The sequence below is a fragment of the Candidatus Omnitrophota bacterium genome (genome assembly GCA_030688425.1).
Classification (GTDB): Bacteria; Omnitrophota; Gorgyraeia; order Zapsychrales; family JANLHA01; genus JAUYIB01.
The window spans coordinates 188,753-208,957 of sequence record JAUYIB010000021.1; the positions used below are offsets into that span (position 1 = coordinate 188,753).

Sequence of the window (20,205 nt, forward strand, 5' to 3'; positions counted from 1 at the left end):
GGTGTCAGCGCTGGGGGGCGGTCATTTTGTCCGGTTGGACAACCTGGTCGAACTTCTCCCCTGTCATAAAGCCGAGTTCGACAACCGCCTGGCGGAGGGTTTTGTTTTCCTGGAACGCCTTTTTGGCCACTTGCGCGGCCTTGTCATAACCGATGTGGGGGTTCAAGGCAGTTACGAGCATCAGGGAGTTTTCCAGGTTTGTCTTGATGTTCAGGCGATTCGCTTCAATTCCGGCCACGCAGTTTTCGCGGAAGCTGTTCATGGCATCGGACAAAAGGCGGATGGATTGTAGGACATTATAGATGATGACCGGCTTATAGACATTGAGTTCAAAATTTCCCTGGGACCCGGCAATGGCCACGGTGGTGTCATTGCCCATGACTTGGGCGCAGACCATGGTCATGGCCTCGCATTGGGTCGGGTTGACTTTTCCCGGCATGATAGAACTTCCCGGCTCGTTTTCCGGCAGATGGATCTCCCCCAAACCGCTGCGCGGGCCTGACCCCAGCCAGCGGATGTCGTTGGCGATTTTCATCAGGGACACCGCGATGGTCCGCAGCATGCCGCTCAGTTCTACCAGGGAGTCATGGGTGGCAAGGGCTTCGAATTTATTGCGGGCCGATGTGTACGGGTTGCCGGTGACCTTTTTGATCTCCGAGGCAACTCGCTCGGCAAATTCCGGATGGGTGTTCAGGCCGGTTCCCACCGCTGTCCCCCCGATGGCCAGCTCGCAGACCCGGGGCAAGACGGCCTGGATGCGCTCGATTCCGCTGGTGAGTTGCTGGACATAGCCGGAAAACTCCTGCCCAAGGGTGAGCGGGGTGGCATCCATCAAATGCGTTCTTCCGATTTTGATGATATCCTTGAATTCTTTGCTTTTGGCCGACAAGGAGTCCCGGAGTTGGCTTAAGGACGGGATCAACCTGGAATGCAACTGTTCCACGGCCGCGATGTGCATGGCCGCGGGGAAAGTGTCGTTGGAAGACTGCCCCATATTGACGTCGTCGTTGGGATGAATGGGATCTTTGCTCCCCCTCTTCCCGCCGGCCATCTCAATGGCGCGGTTGGCGATGACCTCATTGACGTTCATGTTGGTCTGGGTGCCGCTTCCAGTCTGCCAAACAACCAGGGGAAACTCCGCGGTCAGCTTGCCGGCAATCACGTCCTCGGCAGCCTTAACGATCAGCTCCGCTTTTTTCGCGGGCAGGAGGTTGAGGTCTTTGTTCACGGTGGCCGCGGCCTTTTTCAGGACGCCGAAGGCGCGGATCAGCTCCGCAGGCATGGTTTCGTTCCCGATCTTGAAGTTGGCCAGCGACCGGGCGGTTTGGGCCCCATAATAACGTTCGGCCGGGATCCTCACCTCGCCCATGGTGTCCTTTTCAATCCGATCATCCATTGTGTCTATCTCCGTTGTTCACGGAATTACGCCTTTTTTTCTTCCATCCAGGCCCTGAGAAGATCGACGGGAAGCGGGAAAATGGTGGTTGTGTTGTTTTCTTTGCCGATCTCGACAAGCGTCTGGAGATAGCGCAGTTGGATCGCCATGGGCGATTTTTGCATTTTTTCGGCGGCCTCGCAGATTTTTGCCGCAGCCTGGAATTCCCCTTCCGCCGCGATGACCTTGCCCCGGCGTTCCCGTTCCGCTTCGGCCTGTCTGGCCATGGCGCGGCGCAATTCATCCGTCAGGTCCACGTGCTTGATTTCGACGTTGGCGACCTTGATCCCCCAGGGATCGGTCTGCCGGTCCAGGATGCTTTGCAGCTGGGAATTGATTTTTTCGCGCTGGCTCAGCAGATCGTCAAGCTCCATTTCCCCGATGACGCTCCGCAGGGTGGTCTGCGCCATCTGGGACGTTGCATATTCATAATTCTGGACTTCAATGACCGCCTTTGTCGGGTCCATGACGCGGTAATAAACAACCGCGTTGACCTTGGCAGAAACGTTGTCTTTGGTGATGATGTCCTGTGGCGGAACGTCCAGGGTGATCGTCCTCTGGCTGATGACAACGGCCTGGTCGATCGGCCAGGCGATAAAGGTGTAGCCGGGTCCCTTGGGCGCTTCCAGAACGCGGCCCAGCCGGAACACGACCGCGCGTTCATATTCGCGCAGGAAGCGGACGCTGTTGAAAAACCAGATCAGGAACAGGATGATCGCGATGCTCATGAAGGGCATATCAGTTTCCTTTCTTAAGTTTTTTGACCTTAACGGTTAGTCCTTCAACGGCGGTAACTGTGACCTTCTCGCCCGCCGGGATCGATTCGTCCGAAACCGCGTTCCAGAGCTCTCCATGCACAAAGACGCGGCCTTCCTGCTCAGTGCCGATGAGTGTCCTGGCTTCTCCCTTCTCTCCGATAAGGCCTTCCCGCCCGCCTTTGATCTTCCTCGAATGGGCGCGGATCGTGGCCTGGACAAGAAAAGTCGTGATCAGGGCTGTTGTCAATGTCAGAGAGAAAATCAGCCCCTTGGAAACTTTCATCATCGGAAGGCTGGAATCAAAAAGAAGCATGGATCCCAGGATCATGCACCCCACCCCCGCCAGCGTCAGAAGGCCAAACCCGGGGACAAACGCCTCGGCGACGAGCAGGACAAGCCCAAGAATGATCAGGGCCACGGCCGCGTAATTGGTCGGGAGCGCTTGCATACTGTAAAACGCAAGCACCAGGAAAATGAATCCCAGGATGCCCGGCGCGCCGAAACCGGGATGGGTCACTTCGTACAGCAGGCCGTAGAATCCCAGGATCATGAAAATATACGCGATATTGGGATTGGCCAGGACATTGAAGAATTTCTGGCGGAATGTCATGGGAATCCGTTTGACCGGCGCATCCTTGGTCCTGAGGACAAGGTCCTTGTCGGCGACTTTGACGCTGCGGCCGTCCAGCTGGTTGAGCAGATCCGTTTCATCCCTGGCGATGATCTCAACGACTTTCAGTTCCAGGGCTTCGGAGGCTGTGATCGACGAGCTTTTGGTGACGCTTTTGATGGCCCACTCGACATTGCGGTCACGCTCCTCGGCCAGGGATTTGACGAACGCCACGGTGTCCTGGAGGATCTTGCTGCTCATCGGGTCCGGGTCTGCCTCAATTTCAGGTTCCTCCTTCTGCTGCTCTTTGGCGCTGTCTTCCTTTTTGGCCTGCTTCCCTTCCGCTTTGTCCCCAGCAGTTTTTTCGCGTTCTTCATTCTTCTCATTCATCGTTTTCAGCAGTTCTTTCAGGCCGTCCCAGTAATTGTCATCCTTCTGCTCTTTTTTTTGTTCGCCGATCTGGACGGGATGGGCGGCGCCGATGTTGGTGGACGGCGACATGGCCGCGATATGGCTGGCATACGTGATAAAGACCCCGGCGGACCCTGCCCGGGAACCGTCCGGAGCGATGTAGACCACGACCGGTATTCTGGCGGACAGGATCTTCTTAACGATCGTCCGTGTCGAGTTCAGGAGCCCTCCCGGCGTGTCCAGTTTGATAACCAGGCACTGCGCCCCCTCTTCCTCGGCCTGGTCAATCGAGCGCGAGATATACTCCGCCGTGACCGGATTGATGGTGTCGTCGTTCAGCTCAATGACATGCACCACCGGGGAAGACGGAAGCGCGGCGAGGTGACTCCCGGCGCACAACAACACAAGGGAAATCGCACAGATGGGCAAGGACAAAAATTTTCTCATAGGACCACCTCTCAGCTGGTTCGCAGATATTCCGTGAGCACCCGAACCCCGGCCCCGGTGGCTCCGTGACTGAAATGGAGCGGGCCTTTGCCTCCGGCAAACGCCGTGCCGGCGATATCCAGGTGCGCCCAGGGAAGGTTTTCGGTGAATTGGCGGAGGAATTCCGCCGCGGTGATGGCGCCGGCGGCGCCTTGGGCCAACCCGGTGTTTTTCAAATCCGCAATGGGAGATTTGACGTAGTCCTTCAACTCCGGATAGGACGGCAAGCGCCAAACCCGGTCATCGGTCTCGTTCGAGGCCCGGATGATCTGGCGGGCAAAGTCGTCGTCGCTGCAGACAAGGCCGCTGTAATCATATCCCAGCGCGATCACGCAGGCGCCGGTCAGCGTGGCGATATCGATGATCCGGGCCGGCTTGTAGTTTTTGATCACATAGGACATGGCGTCCGCGAGGACCAGGCGGCCTTCGGCGTCCGTATTGCCGATTTCCACGGATTTTCCCGCGTAACCGGTGAAGACATCTCCCGGCTTGTAGGCGTCGGGCCCGATGGCGTTCTCCGCCAAGGCTACGGCAAAAAGGACATTTTTTTTAAGCCCAAGCGCAAGGGTCGCTTTCAGGGTGCCGATCACGGCGGCCGCGCCGCTCATGTCGCATCGCATGGTTTCCATGTGCCCGGTCGGTTTCAGATTCAGGCCGCCGGTATCATACGTCATTCCCTTGCCTACCAGCGCGGTATACGGCTGCTTGTCCCCTGCGCCTTTATACCGGACGATGATCAGCTTAGGCTCTTTGGGGCTGCCTTGATTCACGGCGAGATGAAGTTTCAGGCCTTTGGCCTTCATGTCCCGTCTGTTCAAAACTTGGATGGAAACCTTTTTCCTGCCGCGGACGATCTGCCGGATGGTCTTTTCGAGATAAACCGAATCTGTGACATCGGCATTTTCGTTGATCAGGTCTCTGGTCAGATTGGTGCTTTCGCAAATCGCGATGGTCTCGCGATAAATCCTTTTTTCAGGGACAGCCAAATAAATTTTTTTGGCGGCGCTGTCCGGATTGGCTTTGTCCGGGGCCAGGTATTTCTTCCAGGCGTATGTCCCGAGGAGAAATCCTTCCAGGATGGTCCGGACCACGTCATCGCCAAGGTCGTGGGGAAGAATTTCTATATCCGCAGTCTTTTTTAAAAATGGGGAGGTGATCGCGTTTCTCACGGCCTTGCGGAACGGCGCAAGACGGAATTCTTCCTTCTTCCCCGTGCCGGCCAAAAGAACGATCCGGCGGGACAAGAGCAACGGGAATAGTTCGCCGTTATCGCCCTGAAACCCGCTGTCCTTGGCCGCGTTTTGGATCTGGTCGCGGGTGGATTTTGAAGCGATGCGGCTGAGGCTTTCCGACAACGGGCCGCGGGAGACAAAAATCAAGGTGGCCCCTTTGTCAAGTTTGGGGGTGGGACGGAATTGAATCACGAAAAACTCCCTTCAGCGGTAGTTGGATCAAAAAAAACGTGGGAACGGGTTCCCTTTTTACTCCCGGCCGGGATAGGCATTTTCAGGCCCGTTTGTCCATGGGGACAAAATCGCGTCTGGCCTGGCCGGTATAAATCTGTCTCGGGCGGCCGATGCGGGATTCGGAGCCTTCCTTCATTTCTTTCCAATTGGCGATCCATCCCGGCATGCGGCCGATCGCGAACATGACCGGGAACATCGTGGTCGGGATCCCGACCGCCTTCAGGATGATGCCGCTGTAAAAATCGACGTTCGGGTAGAGTTTGCGCTGGACGAAGTACTCGTCCTTTAACGCGACTTCCTCAAGTTTTTTGGCGATGTCCAGCAGCGGGTCCTGAATGTCGAGCTTGGACAACAGTTCATCCGCTTCCTTCTTGATAATTTTGGCGCGCGGGTCATAATTTTTGTAAACCCGGTGACCGAACCCCATCAGCCGGTAACTGCCGTTGGGATCTTTGGCCTTGGCCACGTACTTCGCGACATTCCCCCCATCATTATGGATTTGCTCCAGCATTTCAACGACCTGCTGGTTTGCGCCGCCGTGCAGCGGCCCCCAGAGGGCGCACACGCCGGCCGAAACCGAGGCGAAAAGATTGGCCCAGGAACTGCCGACCAGGCGCACGGTCGATGTGCTGCAATTCTGTTCGTGGTCCGCGTGCAGGATGAGCAGGGTCCGCAGGGCGCTCACAACCGTGTCATCGATTTTGTATTCTTTCCGCGGCTTGGAAAACATCATGTTGAGGAAGTTGGGGATATATTTCAAATCGTCGCGAGGAGCGATGTAGGGCTCACCGACGGATTTTTTGTAGGCATACGCCGCGATCGTGCGGACTTTGGACAACAACAGGACCGCGATCTCATCGATGTCCTCCATGGTGGGTTCCGGCCGGCTCAACTCGGGGTGATATCCCGACAGCGAGCAAACCATGGCCGAGAGGATCCCCATGGGATGCGTGGTTTCAGGGTATCCGTCGAAAAATTTGATCATGTCCTTGTGAAGTGGCGCGTGGCGGGTGAACGACTGCGACATGTGCTCGAGCTGTGCCGCGTTGGGCAGTTCGCCGTATATCACAAGGTGCGAAGTTTCCACGAATGTGCAGCGTTCGGCGATCTCCTCGACCGGATAACCGCGGTAGCGAAGGATGCCCTTCTCTCCATCCAGAAATGTGATCGCGCTGGTGCAGCATCCGGTGTTCCCGTAACCGGGATCATAGGTGATGTATCCGCTTTGCGCCCTCAGCTTGGAAATATCGACGGCTTTCTCGCCTTCCGTCCCGATGACGATCGGCAGGTCGTAGGTCTTTCCTTCGATGGTCAATTTGGCTGGTTCGGTCATACACATCTCCGGTAGGGGGGTTAAGGGCCGTCCTTAAAACGCTTCCAGATTATATTATAACGGCGGGGGATTTGCAATCCTCCCTCGCATCCGGGCGCGGATTTTAAAGCGGACCGTCTAATCGTCCATTTGTTCGAGTTTGGAAGCGATCTTGGTGAGCAGAACAGAAGTATCGATCGGTTTCAGGATGTAATCGTCGCATCCCCGGTTGAAGGCCTCCAGAAAACGTTTTTCATAAGCGGTCACGATGATGATCTTGATCCCGTCCCCCAACGCAATGCCGGAACTGCGCTCGCTCTCCCGGATCTTCTCGAGGATTTCCAGGCCGTTGACTTCCGGCAATTCAATATCCAAAAGGATCAGGCTGTAGGGCTCCCCCTTTTGCAGGGACAGGTTGTACGCCTCGATGGCCTCCTTACCGCTGGCCGCGAAATCACAGACGGCCACTTCCCGGAGGATCTCCGCAAGAAGCTGGCGGTTCTCAAAATTGTCGTCAACAATCAATATTCTGTGCATAGCCGGTCTCCATTTTCGCCGTCCCTCAAGAGGGCGTTAACTTCTGTTTGACCCATTCCTGGAGAAGAAGCGCCTGCTGGTTTAAGACATCAAACATCCCGGTCAGTTTTGCGGTGTCCTCGCCTGCGTGGACGGCCTCGTGCATGACCGCCTCGGCCGCCGAAATTTGCGCCAGCCGCAGATTCCCGGCCGTCCCCTTGATCTCGTGCAGGATCACGCGCATCGTTTGCGCGTCGTTCGCCGCGACGGCCTCCTTCAACGACTGCATGCGGACCATCAGGGTTTGCGAAAAGCTGGAAAGGATCCGGCAGTACACTTCCGGACGGATGCGCAATTCCTGGCTCACTTTTTCCACATCATGTTCAAAGGCTTCACCCATGGCGGTTTCCTGTTATGCGGGGTTGACCTGCCCCTTCAGTTCGTTGAAAAGGGTCTGCAGGTCGGTCAGGCAGCCCTGCAGAGCGGTTTTGTCCTTGCTCGTTTTGGCGATCTCGTTCATCTGCCGGGCTACGGATGACAAGGCCGTGATGCGCATATTGTCGTAATCGCCCTTGAGCCGGTGGCCGATCGCCCGGATCTTTTCATAATCATCGGCGGCAATGGCCGTGGCCAAATCCGACAGATCGCGCGTCGTCTGCTCGACCGCCTTGCCGAGGATCCGGAGATAAATTTCCTCGCTGATCTGAAGGGCCGCGCTGCTCTGGCGGATATCCAGGTTCAAGCGGGACTGGGACGGCTGGGTATCGGACATAAGCATATCTTTCAATAAGTGATCTGCGCCGGCCGCGCATGGTCCTTTTCAAAATTATTTTCGCGGAACGACCCCGATGCTCAACTCAACAACAAGACGTTTCTGGCCCTCGATTTCGAACACGATCTCGTATTTGTCGTATTCGTTGTAGCAAAAATCCACGCCGCTGACGGCGCTGTTCCGGTACGTCACAAAGTGCGACATCTCCAGTTCAATATACCCCGCGTTGGATATCTCCGACTTGAAACGGCCGGCGATGATGTTGCACAGCGTCCCGCAGGAGTCCTGCATGGCCTCATCGCTTTCGTCGTCAACGGGCGGATACTGGAGGATGCGCACCAGTTTCGAGATGTAATTCTGCTGGACATACAGGACGACGGTGCCGAGGGCCTTTTTCTTTTCCATGTCCTTGGTGTTGGCGTAATAATTGATCGCGGACACGTAGGTCGGCTCGTTGTCGAACTTTTCCATCCCGTCGGCGCGCAATTTGCCGTTGTATTCGATGATCGGCATCTTCGCCTTGACCGGGGGCTTGGAAAATTTCAGCTCCGGGGCCCTTTCTCCGAAGAGACCGACGATGCTTGTCTGAAATATTTCCGCAAATTTTTCCAGGTCAGGATTTTGTTTGCGTCCAAAGATCATGGCGGCCCTTTCTATGGTTTTAGCTTAACGAACGGCCGGATAACGGCCAGCAACGATTCCGGGGTATAGGGTTTCACAATGTACCCGATGAGGTTGGGATTGACTTCTTTGGCCTTTTTTTTGTTTTCATCTGTCCCGGAAGCGGACACCATAATAATGGCGGTTTTGGAAACGACCGGAACTTTGACCACGGCCTCCATGAATTCCATCCCGGACATCTCTGGCATCTGCCAGTCCAGAAGGATAAGGGCGATTTCCTTGAATCGGGTCCCCAGGACCTCGATGGCCTCTTCCCCGTTGCGCGCGCTCAAGAATTCGTTGGTGACGCCGGCGCCCTTGAGCACTTCAATCAACAATTCCCGTTCCAGGTCGGAGTCATCCACCACAAGAATTTTATTTTTCGATTTATCGTCCGCCATAGGTCCCGCCGCCTTACATCTTCACGCTGCAAATGATCTTTTCCTTCAACTGACCAAGATCGAACGGTTTGGGCAGATAATCGTTCATCCCGACGTTCAGGCATTTTTCTTTTTCTTCCTCTGCCTCGGCCGCGGTCAAGGCGATGATCGGCATCTTGTTTTTGAGCTCGCTGCGGATGATCCGCGTGGCCTCAACCCCTCCCATGATCGGCATCTGCAGGTCCATAAAACAGATGTCGTAAGACGCCGTCTTGATTTTTTCGATGGCCTCCTGGCCATTGGAGGCGTAATCGCAGACGCATCCTAATGTCTCAAAATGGACTTTCAGGAGTTCCTGGTTGGGTAAACTGTCCTCGACCACCAGGACGCGGATCCCCTCGCAGGAAATTTTTTGAATGGCGTCTTTGCTCAAAACGCGTTGCTCTTTGGCTTCCGCGCCCAGGACCCTTAAAAGAACGGTCGTCAGTTCCTTCCGAATGAACGGCCGGGGTAAAAAATCATCGAATCCGGCTTGCCGGAAATCTTCCGACCCGTCAACGCGGACGTCCGATGAGACGGCGATGAGCTTGATGCTTCGGTAACGGTCCTGCTGCTTGATCTTGTAAGCCAGCATGAACCCGTCCTTTTCGGCCGGGAACACGTCAATGAACATGATGTGAGGCAATGTTTTTTTCTCGTCTTTGTACTGGAGGAGCAATTCCGTGGCCTGCTTGGCGTTTTGGGCCGTTGGCAGCGTGGTCAACCCCAGGCCCTGGCAGAGAGATGTCAGGATCGCCGCCGAACGCTCATGCCCGTCAACGATCAGGGTTTCCTTTTTCTGCAGGGCGGCAACGGCCGGGGCGTGTTCGTCCTTTTTGTGCAAGGTCGGCCCCAAGTGGAACGGGATGGTGAAAATGAACTCGCTCCCTTTTCCCAGGTCGGACTCAACCTGAATTTTCCCGCCCATCTTTTCAACAAAATTTTTACACAACGTCAACCCGAGCCCGGTCCCTCCGTAGAGCCGTGTCGTTGAAGCGTCCGCCTGGGTAAAGGATTCGAAGATCGCCTGCTTGCGGTCGGACGGGATCCCTATCCCGGTGTCCTTGACCGCGAATGTGATCGCCGCCTGTGCGTCGGCGCGCTTGGCGGCCGCCGGCCGCACGCTCAGCCCGATTTCCCCTTTCTCGGTGAATTTGATCGCATTTTCAAGAAGATTGATGAAGACTTGTTTTAACCGGGTCGGGTCCCCCATCAGCTGACGGGGGAGATTTTCGTCAACGGAAAAATACAGGTTGATGGGCTTCCCGGACAACCGTGTCCGGATGATCGTAAAGACGTCCTCCACAATATGGTCGAGATTGAATTCAATATTTTCAAGTTGAAGTTTGCCCGCCTCGACCTTGGAGTAGTCCAGGATGTCGTTGACGATTTCCAGGAGCATCCGTCCGCTCAGGATAATGGTGTTCAAGTGCTCCTTCTGTTTGCTGTTCAGCGCACTTTCCCGTAGAAGCTCAGTAAATCCGAGGATGGCGTTGATCAAGGTCCGGATCTCGTGCGACATGTTGGCGAGATACTCGCTCTTGGCCCTGGCCTCGGACTGGGCCTGCTGGGTCAGCTTGATCGCCAACTCCCGCTCCTTGATCAATTCCCGCTGGCGCTCGTGAAGCTTGCTCTGGACTTCCCTGAGCTCCTTGGATGTAATCTGGAATTCGCGGATCAACTCTTTAAGCAGTTTTTTATCAACGACTACGTCCTGGGCCGCTGCCTTGAGTTTTTCTTCAAGGGTCAGGCACACGGACAGATCCGGCTCAAAACTGATCGTCGGCAGGACCTTCGTGACAGCGGACGGGTTGCTGGGAGGAACCGTTTTTTTGCTGGTGATTTCCTGGATCGCGGTAACCAGGTCCGAGGTGTCGTGGTAGGGGCTCTTCAGCACGCCGTTATTGGTGAGCTGTTCATCCAGCAATTCGAGCAATTTTTGCAGGCTTTCGATCGCCTGGACGACCAGCCGTCCGGGGAGACCTTCAAATGTCAGGCTGTTCTTGCGCATCATGTCCATCATCAGTTCGGCTGCCATGGTGAGGGCGTGGATGTCCTGGAGCCGCAAGAAGTCTGAAAGCCCCTTGATGGTGTGAAATGTCTTGAAAATATTCTCGATCGCTTCCCGGTCCGAGGGGACGCTTTCAAGAATCAGGAGGGAATTGCGGGCGGAAATGAGATGCCGCTGGGCTTCGCGGGAAAAATCCGAAACCATTTCCGTGCCTTCGGAAAAATCCAGCACAGGAATCCTGGCGTTAGGGTTGGGTTTTTTGGGTTCCATCGGCTTTAAGGATGTTCCTAACTCATTGGCGAATATACTATAACATCACTTCCTCGCATTTTAAAGCCAGAAACAATATATTTAGGCCTGCTTTTTTATTTCTTTTCCTGGGGTTTGAAGCCAAATCACGACGCTTCATCTTTGTATTTGCCCCGGATTTTTTCGATTTCAGGAAGGATTTCCAGAAAGCGGTCCACCATCACAGGGTTAAAATGCTTGTCTTTCTGGGTGACCAGCTCTGCAACGGCTTCTTCCGATGACCAGGCCCTTTTGTAGGGTCGTGCCGCGGTCAAAGCGTCGTAAACGTCGCACACGCTGCAAAGCTGTCCGAGCAGGGGGATATCCTCCCCTTTAAGCTTTTGCGGATACCCGGTCCCGTCCCATTTTTCATGATGCGTTAGCGCGATGGTCTGGGCCATTTTCATCAGGGGCGAATCGCTGCCGGACAGGAGCCTGGCGCCCATAGTGGTATGCGTTTTCATCACCTCATACTCTTCCGGCGTCAATTTTCCCGGCTTCAGCAGGATGCTGTCAGGGATGCCGATTTTCCCGATATCGTGGAGAGGGCTGGCGTTCAGCAACAGCTCGCATTGGGTGTCGTCCAGGCCGATCGCCTCCCCCAACTTGGCGCAGAACTGGCTCATCCGGATGATATGCACGCCCGTGTCGTTGTCGCGGAATTCCGCGGCCTGGGCCAGCCGGCGGATAATGTCCAGTTGGGTTACCCTCAGCTCTTTGGTCCTCTCCTGGACTTTGGATTCCAGAATTTTATTCTGGTCTTGGACCTGCATGTGCAAAATCCGCATTTCGATCATGTTCCGGATCCGGATCACGATCTCAACCACCTCAAAGGGCTGGACAACAATGTCCGTCGCGCCGGATTGGAGTGCTTTTAAACGGCCCTCCGCGCTGGTTTCCGGCGAAACCGCCAAAATGGGAAGATAATTATTCCTGCGGAATTCGTTCAGATGCTCAATGATTTGAAATCCGTCCAATTGGGGCATGTCCAGGTCGAGAATGATCAGGTCCGGTTGAAGTTCATGGATCACCGGCAGGGCCTTGAGGGGGTCGTTTTCTGTGCGGACGCTCCGATATCCGGCATCTTCCAAGACTTTTTGAAGATAGCGGGCATGAAGCTTCTGATCATCGATGATCAGAATACGGGCATTGAGGATTTGTTCTTGCGAGATCATGGAATTTCTCGATTGTCTCAATAAGTATAATAAAAATAATAGAATTAAGCCAGCCGAAACGGCGTTATTTTAATGAGCTTATCATTTGAGGAGTCCCCGCAGGGACGACGCAAATGCGCTGAGCGAATTAACCGTGGCCGCCCTGCCCCGTGGCACGGTTGGGGCAGCCCTTCTAATCGCTCTCTGTAGAAATACTGTTGGGCGTATTTATCTTAGCAGAGTTAAAGTCTAATATGGCCTTGTGGAGTCCGTGAATCACTCGGGCCATACGTTCGTAGTCCAGCGTTTCCGGCAAATCGGAAAGTTTATGGTAATGTGGATTTCGCATGAACGCCGTGTCCGTGACCATGACCGCCGGTATCCCCTCCCGCCAGAACGACCAGTGGTCAGAGTAGGTCACTCCTGGGAGAAATTCGGGAGCAATGATTGAAGCGACCGTGATCTGGCGATGGGCCTGGAAGGATTTTTTAACGCGTCCCAGAAGATCCCGGGACGCATAATTCCCGATCACCGTGATAAAATCGGCGCGGTTGGGATAAAAGGGCCCCAGAAGCGGATAATATTCCTGAGAAAACGGCCTGTCAGAGAAATATCCGATCATCTCCAGCGTGATGACCCCGGACAGCCCTTTGACCCGCTCTTTGTGATCCTTCAAAAACACCCGGCTGCCCATGTGTTCTGTCCTGAAAAAAGGCGGTTCTTCATTAACAAATGCCGCGAATTGAACGTTGGCAGGCAGGTCCTGGTCCTTGACCAGACGCGCCAGTTCCAGCATCCCGGCCACCCCGCTGGCATTGTCGTCCGCGCCGGGGTTGAAACAGGTGTCATAATGCGCGGAGACCAGGATGCGGGGAAGTTCCGGACTTCTGAGTGGATCTGTTGCAAGAATATTTTTAAACGTCATCCCGAGTGTCTGGTAAGGGAATATCTCGACCTGGTACCCCAAGGCGCGCAGCGCCTTCGCGATATCCTCCGCGGTTCGGTCCAGACTTGCTATTGACCGGTAATTACGGTTGCCAATGGCCACAGAAAAATGGCGGACGCTTTTTTGCAAACGGGCCATGGAATCTATCTGGCTGTGCGTCAAAGGCGGGGGATTTTTAAGGGAGGGCTGCCACCCGCGGGTTGTGGCCAGGACAAGGAGTCCCACCACCAGAATGGCGGAGGCGCGGGACAATAATTTTTTGCCGAGATCCTGAGGAAACCGCATGGGCCTCCTGCGGGTTATTTGCGAAGATGCCACCCCGCGCATTCCTTCAGCGCGGCAGCATCGGTCATGTCGCAATGGATGGGAGAAACCGTCACATAATTCCGGTTGAGAGCGTAGGTGTCATAGGCCATGTCGTTTTTATGCTTCGGCGCTTTCCCGGTCATCCAGTAATAGGCGCGCAGATTGGGGTCCACCCTCTTGGAAAAATCACCATGGATCGGAACCAGCCCTTGGCGGGTGATCCGGACCCCCCGGATTTTCGACAGGGGGATCGAAGGCACATTCACGTTCAGGAATGTCCCGGTACGCAAGGGATGTTGTCCGATGCGTTTGGCAATTTTAGCGCCGATTCGAGCGGCGTAGCGGAAATCCGGTTCCTTAAACGTTGCGAGGGATACGGCCATCGATGGGATTCCCAGGAGCGCTCCCTCCCTGGCGCCGGCAACCGTTCCGGAATAGAACACACTGTAGCCGTCATTGGCCCCGAGGTTGATCCCGGACACAAGAATGTCCGGTTTGCGCTTCAGCACGACCCGGACACCGAATTTGACGCAGTCCGCCGGGGTCCCGCTGATGCCGTATCCGAAAAACCGGCCCTTCCGGTTCACTTTTCGAAACAGGATAGGATTCGAAAGTGTGATGCCGTGGCCCACTGAGCTGCGCTCAGAATCCGGCGCCACCACGGTCACCCGCCCGATTTTTTTGAGCTCCCGGCAAAGCGCGTAGATCCCGTCTGCGTAAATGCCGTCGTCATTTGTTACTAAGATATGCATAGAGTTCCTGCTCGATTTATTATAAGACAAATTCGCGTGGAAACAACCGAAGAAGGATGTATGCTTTCCGGATCCGTTTGGGGCCATGGGCTTCTTTGCCGTCGGCCCAAAGGAGACCATCCGGATTAGCCGTTATTGCTTTTGGTGCTTTGGGAAGCTTTGGGGGAGCCGGCAGCTTGGGAAGACAAATTATGCAACGCGCAAAAATTGCCCGCTTCCAGAAATGCTGCCAAATCAGCCAATGAAAAGGCGTGAATTTCCTTGCACCGGGGGCATTTGATTTCCAGGGTTTTGTTCAATTTCTTAAAAAGCAGGCGACTGCATTGGCAGCGCAGTTCAAGTTCGTTTCGGAGAGGGGCCATGACGGTCTTCAACTGTTGAGTGGATGGTTTTTAATCATAGAAATACGTCGCCAAATAACTTATTTGATGGGCATGGTAACATTGCCCCATGAGACCTGTCAAGGCCTATTTTCCTGACAGAATCGCTTCAGAAGGATTTGAAGAAAACGGACCGCTTCAGATGAAATATTCCGGATCGAGGACAACCGAACGGATGAGCAAATCAACGATTTTTTGGACGGCGGGACCGGTCTCTTCGTTCGGCATCAGGGTGAGGTCAGCCTTGCTCTGCAGAGCATCCCCCTCCCCAACGGCCACAACCAGGGTTTTATTCGGTTGATTGAGCGATCTCAGCAATTCAATTTCATACTCATCAATATCCGTAATGCTGGTGATCAGAATCAGCCCCGCATCCGTCATCAAGTGGGCCAGCTCGCCCAGTTGCTGCAGGTGTTCGAATTTAGCGATCGTCGCGTCCTGACGGTCAGCGGTTGTCAGGGACAGGCGGTTGGAAAGGCCAAGGAAGTACGTGAACTTGCCCAGGTTGAAAAGGGATTCCTCCAGGGCCTTGGCGATCTTTTGCTTTCCGGTGTCGATCTGGCCGGTCAGAATGATGAAGGCGGATTTGTGGTCGTATTTTTGGGACCGTTTGTCCGGCGTGATGGCGCTTCGCTCCCATTCAAATTCGCGTTTGCGGATGTGCTGTTTGAGGGCGGTCTGTTCGTCGAACACCGGGGAAACGATGATTCCTCCACCGGAGATTTCATAGTTGTCGACAATGACAAAACGTCCGATTTCCGGCATTTCGCTGACAACGTCAAACGCCACGGGTTTCAGGGTTTCCAGGACGCATTCCGCCACTTCATGACGGTTGACGTGGTCCTTCAGCGATGAGGACAGCTCGGATGCATTCATGACCCCCAGGATTTCGGCCACCACCACAGGGACTTGCTGGGTCGTGATTTTCAATTTATAGGTTCTTCCCCTCACCAGCGGCTGTTTTCCCAGCCAAAAAATACTGGCCTTGAATTTGGTGCTGACCTGCGGCAATTTTTCCGAGGCCTTGCACAGGATCTCGCCTGGCCGGATATAAATCTGCGTTTCCAGGCAAACGCCCGTGCTCATCCCGGCAAACGCCTCGGTCTTGGGAGGGGTGTTGAAACTTTCCACGCTGGATACGCGGCTTTTCTTTTGTGAGGGCAGGAAAATAACCTCGTCCCCGACCTTGATGGTCCCGCTTTCGACCCGGCCGGCCGCGATACGGCGGTCATCTCCCTGCGCGGTGAATTTGTAAATGTCCTGGACAGGCATGCGTAACGGCTGTTCATCCTTGGCCGCGGCTTTGACAAAACGATCGAGCGCGTCCAGGACAAACGGTCCGCGGTGCCAGGGCATCCGGGAGGATAACCCGGCAATATTGTCGCCCTCCCGCGCCGCGATGGGAATAAAATGCTGCGCCGGGAGATTGATTTCGGAGAGAAACCGGGAATATTCCGTTTTAATGGCCTCAAAAATTTTTTGGTCATATCCGACCAGATCCATCTTGTTGACGCAGATGGCCACATTCTTGATGCCGAGAAACGACAGCATGTATCCGTGACGTTTTGAATTTTCCCGGATGCCTTCGTGCGCGTCAATAACCAGCAGGGCGGCTTCGGCGCGGGCCGCGCCGGTGATCATGTTTTTAAGGAATTCAATATGCCCCGGGGCATCAATGATGATGTAGTCCCTTTTCCCCGACTTGAAAAAGGACCTCGCCGTGTCGATCGTGATCCCCTGGGACTGTTCATCCTTGAGGGCGTCCAACAGGAAGGCATATTCAAACGGCCTGGCGCTGCGAAGGCAACGGGCCCTGATTTCCTCCAGCTTGCCCTCCGGCAACGACCCCGTGTCCGCGAGGAGTCGGCCGATGACCGTGCTTTTGCCGTGGTCCACATGACCCACGATGACCACATTCATCTGATCTCTGACAACTTCGGCCATTTTACATGTACCCTTCTTTACGCAGGGTTTCCAGCCCTCCGCCGTCTTCCTTGTCCTGGGCGCGGCCGGAACGTTCGGCGACATTCTTGAATTTCCCTGTCCGAAGCTCTTTCACGATTTCGCGCACATTTTTTGCGGTGGATTGGACCGGAAATGTGCAGGGATAGCACCCCAGGGAACGATAACGCTTCCCTTCGCCTTTGTCGAAGTACAAATCGACAATCGGGATATTCTCCTTCTCGATGTATTCCCAAATATTGAGCTCGGTCCAGTCCAGCAACGGATGGATGCGGAGATGCGTCCCCGGGGCGAAGTCGGTCTTGAACTGGTTCCAGAGTTCCGGCGGCTGGTCGCCGACGTCCCAATCGCTGTTGCGGTCACGGGGCGAAAAGTATCTTTCCTTCGACCGGCTGCCTTCTTCATCCGCGCGAGCGCCGACGATCACGCCGGTATACGGCTCCGTGTTGGTATCCAGGTCATATTTGCCCGTGGCGTGATTCATCCGGTAGCGCGGCCAGTTTCCGGACAGGGTATTTTTTAAAGCGTCCGTCTTAAGGGCCTTGCAACAGGCGATCCTGTCCAATTTTCCGTCAGGGAACGTTTGCTTGGCCTCCAGCGCGGCCTTGTTCTGTCCCACCACCATGTTGAGTTTCCACTTCAGGGCCAGCTCATCCCGGTATTGGATCATTTGCGGGATTTTATAGCTGGTATCGATATGGACGAGCGGAAACGGCACATGGCCAAAAAATGCCTTGCGCGTCAGCCAAAGCAGAACGGTGCTGTCCTTGCCGATAGACCAAAGCATGGCAAGGCTTTTGAATTCCCGGTAGGCCTCGCGCAGGATATAGACGCTCTGGGACTCGAGAGCTTCAAGTTTATCCACAACATGAGCCGGTTGCTTTTTTGTTCCCTTATTCATAGTCTTTCCTCTCGCCCTTCTTTTCGAAAGAGGTCCACAAGGGCGCTATGTCTTCTTCAAAGGAGGACGGTTGGGGTTGTTGTGCAGGCCGCATTCCTTCTGCTGAGGCTGCTCCCACCACCAGCGTCCGGCGCGTATATCCTCGCCCGGCTTGACGGCGCGGGTACAGCATGAGCATCCGATGCTGAGAAATCCCAGGGCATGCAGCGGACTGACATCCACCTGATGCGCGTTAATGTACGCGCGGACATCGTCCAGGGTCCAATGGGCCAGCGGATTGACCTTGATTTTCATATTTTGTTCGTCCCACTCAAAAACATCCACCTGGCTGCGCGTGACGGACTGCCCCCGCCGTAAACCGCAGATCCACGCGTCCACGCCAGCCAATGCCCGCCGGAGCGGTTCCACTTTCCGTATTCCGCAGCACAATTTCCGGTTTTCCACGCTTTCATAAAAAAGATTGATGCCTTTGGATTTCACCATCTCCTGCACGGCAGTGGTCTCAGGATAATAAATTTTGAACGGCATCGGATAGCGCTTCTGGGTTTTGGCGATCAGGTCGTACGTTTCCGGAAAAAGCCGGCCGGTATCCAGGGTGAAAATTTCCATCTGGGGCGCGATCCCGGCGATTATGTCCGTGATCACCTGGTCTTCTTCCCCGAGGCTTGACGCAAAGCTGACCCTGCGACCGAACTCCTGGTCGGCCAGCCGGATGATCTCCGGGGCCTTTAGGCCTTCGGTTTTCTGGCAAAATTCTTTGATCAGTTTTTCATGCATTCCGGACACCTTGGTCACGCCAAAAAATACTGTTCAATCGAAAAATACCTTTCCCCTGTATCCGGCAGAATCACGATGACTCGCGCACCTTTCGGCAAGCCGCGGGCCACCTGAACAGCGGCCACCATCGCCGCTCCCCCGGAGATGCCGACGCTCAAGCCCTCCTCTTTTCCCAGCCGCCGCGTCATTTGGAACGCCTCTTTATCATCCACCGGAATGACACGGTCGATGATGGACCGGTTCAAAATGACGGGAATAAATCCTGCTCCGATTCCCTGAATATTATGCCTCCCGGCCTTTTGTCCGGACAAAACCGCGCTGGTCTTGGGTTCAACGGCGATAATTTTAATCTTCGCGTCCCTTTTTTTAAACACCTCTCCCAGTCCGGTGATGGTCCCGCCCGTTCCTACGCCAGAGACCACGGCATCTATCCGCCCTCCACAGGCGTCCCAGATTTCCACAGCCGTGGTCATGCGGTGAGCGGCGGGATTCGCGTCGTTCTCAAATTGCCGTGGCACGAAACTGTTTGGGATTTTCTTGTGCAATTCCTCGCTTTTTCGGATGGCGCCCTGAATGCCGTCCCGGGCCGGGGTTAAAATCACTTCCGCCCCGTATAACCGCAGCAGGTAAATCCGTTCCAGACTCATGGCCTCCGGCATCGTCAGGATGCAACGATATCCTTTCACGGCGCAAATCATGGCCAGGCCGATCCCCGTGTTGCCGCTGGTGGGTTCGATGATGGTGGCTCCCTTTTTCAATGTTCCTTTGGCCTCCGCGTCCTCCAGCATGGAAAGGCAAGCCCTGTCCTTAACGCTGCCGCCGGGATTGCAGGCCTCAACTTTGGCGATGATTTCAACGCCGGGGCATTCCCGTGAAATCCGGTTAAGCCTGACCAGGGGCGTCTCCCCTATCAATTCCAGGACCGAATCCAAAATTTTACGCGCCGTTGTCGCCATCAAGTCCTCACTTTAAAATGACGGTAGCCAGAAAATAACTCATCCCTAAGGTGACCAACGGATTGACTCCCCAGGTCAAAAGGGTCTTGCGGGTCATGGGATTATCAAACGTGGTTTCCGGGCCGTCCTTGATGACGCCGATGGTTAAAACGGCCGTCGTATAAATTATGATGGCGGGCAGTGGTATTCCCAAGAGCGACGCTGTAATCGTGACGGTCCCGGCGACAAGGTTAATCATCGTCGCCGAAAGCATCCCCAAAGGGACAATTCTTTCACTCATCGTTTTCAGCGGCCCGTTAAGGACCAATGAACCAAAGCCAAAGATGATTCCCATGAATAAAAGTCCGCCTGTGGTGCTGACGTATCCCGCCGCGGACAGCGGGCCGACAACATTGGCGACATTGTTGGTCCCCTGTGCAAAAGCCTTATAAAAGCTCGAGAGCACGACAAATTGCTTCAAGCGGTTCTGATGCTGCACGATTTTTTCGTAGATCCAAAAATTACGGTTTCGCGGAGGATACATCAACCGCATGGCCAAAAACATCAAAAGAAAACTTATGGCGGTTGTTGCGACCCAGGAGCCGGCCAAAAAATATATTTTTTCATAATTGAGTTGCGAATAATACAACCCTATCCCGCAAATCGCCGAAACCGTTGATAACGATGTCGACTGGGGGACCTGCATAAGATTCGCTGAAAATATACTGGCCGAAGCCGCGATAAGAATGACCAAGACGACCTTTGGGCTGACAAGATCGACAGGAATCAGTCCCTTCCCAAGGGTCTTTGAGACCGCTGTGCCGCAAAGGACAGCTCCGGCGACAACCAACAAGATATACCAGATCCTTGCAGATCGTCGATTTAAAGCTCCGCTGCCGCACGCGGCCGACATGGAAGCAGCAAAACTTGATGCCCCCATGTTCAGGG

The 20,205-nt window shown here is 54.8% G+C and carries 20 protein-coding genes; all 20 read right to left on the minus strand.

Translation table 11 applies throughout. The features are described from left to right. Positions 1 to 4: 4 nt before the first annotated feature. Positions 5 to 1,396, minus strand: a complete 1,392-nt coding sequence (fumC, locus tag Q8Q08_09560) for a class II fumarate hydratase (protein MDP2654264.1) — start codon at positions 1,394 to 1,396, stop codon at positions 5 to 7. 26 nt (positions 1,397 to 1,422) lie between these two features. Next, positions 1,423 to 2,172, minus strand: a complete 750-nt coding sequence (locus Q8Q08_09565) for a slipin family protein (GenBank protein ID MDP2654265.1) — start codon at positions 2,170 to 2,172, stop codon at positions 1,423 to 1,425. Between the two features lies 1 nt (position 2,173). After that, entirely contained in the window at positions 2,174 to 3,661 is a 1,488-nt protein-coding gene (locus Q8Q08_09570) for a nodulation protein NfeD (GenBank protein ID MDP2654266.1), read from the minus strand. An 11-nt stretch (positions 3,662 to 3,672) separates the two neighbouring features. Next, positions 3,673 to 5,124: a leucyl aminopeptidase gene (locus Q8Q08_09575; GenBank protein ID MDP2654267.1), complete on the minus strand. Its 1,452-nt coding sequence runs from the start codon at positions 5,122 to 5,124 to the stop codon at positions 3,673 to 3,675. 82 nt (positions 5,125 to 5,206) lie between these two features. Then, positions 5,207 to 6,499 carry a citrate synthase gene (locus Q8Q08_09580; protein ID MDP2654268.1) on the minus strand — a complete coding sequence of 431 codons (1,293 nt, stop codon included), beginning with the start codon at positions 6,497 to 6,499 and terminating at the stop codon, positions 5,207 to 5,209. A gap of 117 nt (positions 6,500 to 6,616) precedes the next feature. Beyond that, on the minus strand, positions 6,617 to 7,015 hold the full coding sequence (locus Q8Q08_09585) for a response regulator (GenBank protein ID MDP2654269.1): 399 nt from the start codon (positions 7,013 to 7,015) through the stop codon (positions 6,617 to 6,619). Positions 7,016 to 7,040: 25 nt separating this feature from the next. Next, positions 7,041 to 7,394, minus strand: a complete 354-nt coding sequence (locus Q8Q08_09590) for an Hpt domain-containing protein (GenBank protein MDP2654270.1) — start codon at positions 7,392 to 7,394, stop codon at positions 7,041 to 7,043. A gap of 12 nt (positions 7,395 to 7,406) precedes the next feature. Beyond that, entirely contained in the window at positions 7,407 to 7,766 is a 360-nt protein-coding gene (locus Q8Q08_09595) for an Hpt domain-containing protein (GenBank protein MDP2654271.1), read from the minus strand. Between the two features lie 54 nt (positions 7,767 to 7,820). After that, complete coding sequence (locus tag Q8Q08_09600; protein MDP2654272.1) at positions 7,821 to 8,408, minus strand: chemotaxis protein CheX; 588 nt, start codon at positions 8,406 to 8,408, stop codon at positions 7,821 to 7,823. A gap of 11 nt (positions 8,409 to 8,419) precedes the next feature. Then, positions 8,420 to 8,827 carry a response regulator gene (locus Q8Q08_09605; protein ID MDP2654273.1) on the minus strand — a complete coding sequence of 136 codons (408 nt, stop codon included), beginning with the start codon at positions 8,825 to 8,827 and terminating at the stop codon, positions 8,420 to 8,422. A 13-nt stretch (positions 8,828 to 8,840) separates the two neighbouring features. Then, positions 8,841 to 11,126, minus strand: a complete 2,286-nt coding sequence (locus Q8Q08_09610) for a response regulator (GenBank protein ID MDP2654274.1) — start codon at positions 11,124 to 11,126, stop codon at positions 8,841 to 8,843. A gap of 125 nt (positions 11,127 to 11,251) precedes the next feature. Continuing rightward, positions 11,252 to 12,319 (minus strand): response regulator, encoded by a 1,068-nt coding sequence (locus Q8Q08_09615; GenBank protein ID MDP2654275.1) that lies wholly within the window; start codon positions 12,317 to 12,319, stop codon positions 11,252 to 11,254. Positions 12,320 to 12,491: 172 nt separating this feature from the next. Beyond that, a complete protein-coding gene (locus Q8Q08_09620; protein ID MDP2654276.1) occupies positions 12,492 to 13,529 on the minus strand; it encodes a M28 family peptidase in 1,038 nt (345 codons plus the stop codon). Between the two features lie 14 nt (positions 13,530 to 13,543). Continuing rightward, positions 13,544 to 14,302 carry a 5'/3'-nucleotidase SurE gene (surE, locus tag Q8Q08_09625; GenBank protein ID MDP2654277.1) on the minus strand — a complete coding sequence of 253 codons (759 nt, stop codon included), beginning with the start codon at positions 14,300 to 14,302 and terminating at the stop codon, positions 13,544 to 13,546. Positions 14,303 to 14,427: 125 nt separating this feature from the next. Further along, the gene (locus Q8Q08_09630; protein MDP2654278.1) at positions 14,428 to 14,676 is read right to left on the minus strand and encodes a hypothetical protein; all 249 of its coding nucleotides are present in this window, start codon (positions 14,674 to 14,676) and stop codon (positions 14,428 to 14,430) included. A gap of 144 nt (positions 14,677 to 14,820) precedes the next feature. Beyond that, the gene (locus Q8Q08_09635; GenBank protein ID MDP2654279.1) at positions 14,821 to 16,626 is read right to left on the minus strand and encodes a GTP-binding protein; all 1,806 of its coding nucleotides are present in this window, start codon (positions 16,624 to 16,626) and stop codon (positions 14,821 to 14,823) included. Position 16,627: 1 nt separating this feature from the next. Beyond that, positions 16,628 to 17,509, minus strand: a complete 882-nt coding sequence (cysD, locus tag Q8Q08_09640) for a sulfate adenylyltransferase subunit CysD (GenBank protein ID MDP2654280.1) — start codon at positions 17,507 to 17,509, stop codon at positions 16,628 to 16,630. 81 nt (positions 17,510 to 17,590) lie between these two features. Further along, positions 17,591 to 18,322, minus strand: a complete 732-nt coding sequence (locus Q8Q08_09645) for a phosphoadenylyl-sulfate reductase (GenBank protein MDP2654281.1) — start codon at positions 18,320 to 18,322, stop codon at positions 17,591 to 17,593. A gap of 14 nt (positions 18,323 to 18,336) precedes the next feature. Then, positions 18,337 to 19,278, minus strand: coding sequence for a cysteine synthase A (gene cysK / locus Q8Q08_09650; protein MDP2654282.1), 942 nt, complete (start codon positions 19,276 to 19,278; stop codon positions 18,337 to 18,339). Between the two features lie 7 nt (positions 19,279 to 19,285). Beyond that, on the minus strand, positions 19,286 to 20,197 hold the full coding sequence (locus tag Q8Q08_09655) for an inorganic phosphate transporter (protein MDP2654283.1): 912 nt from the start codon (positions 20,195 to 20,197) through the stop codon (positions 19,286 to 19,288). Positions 20,198 to 20,205: the final 8 nt, after the last annotated feature.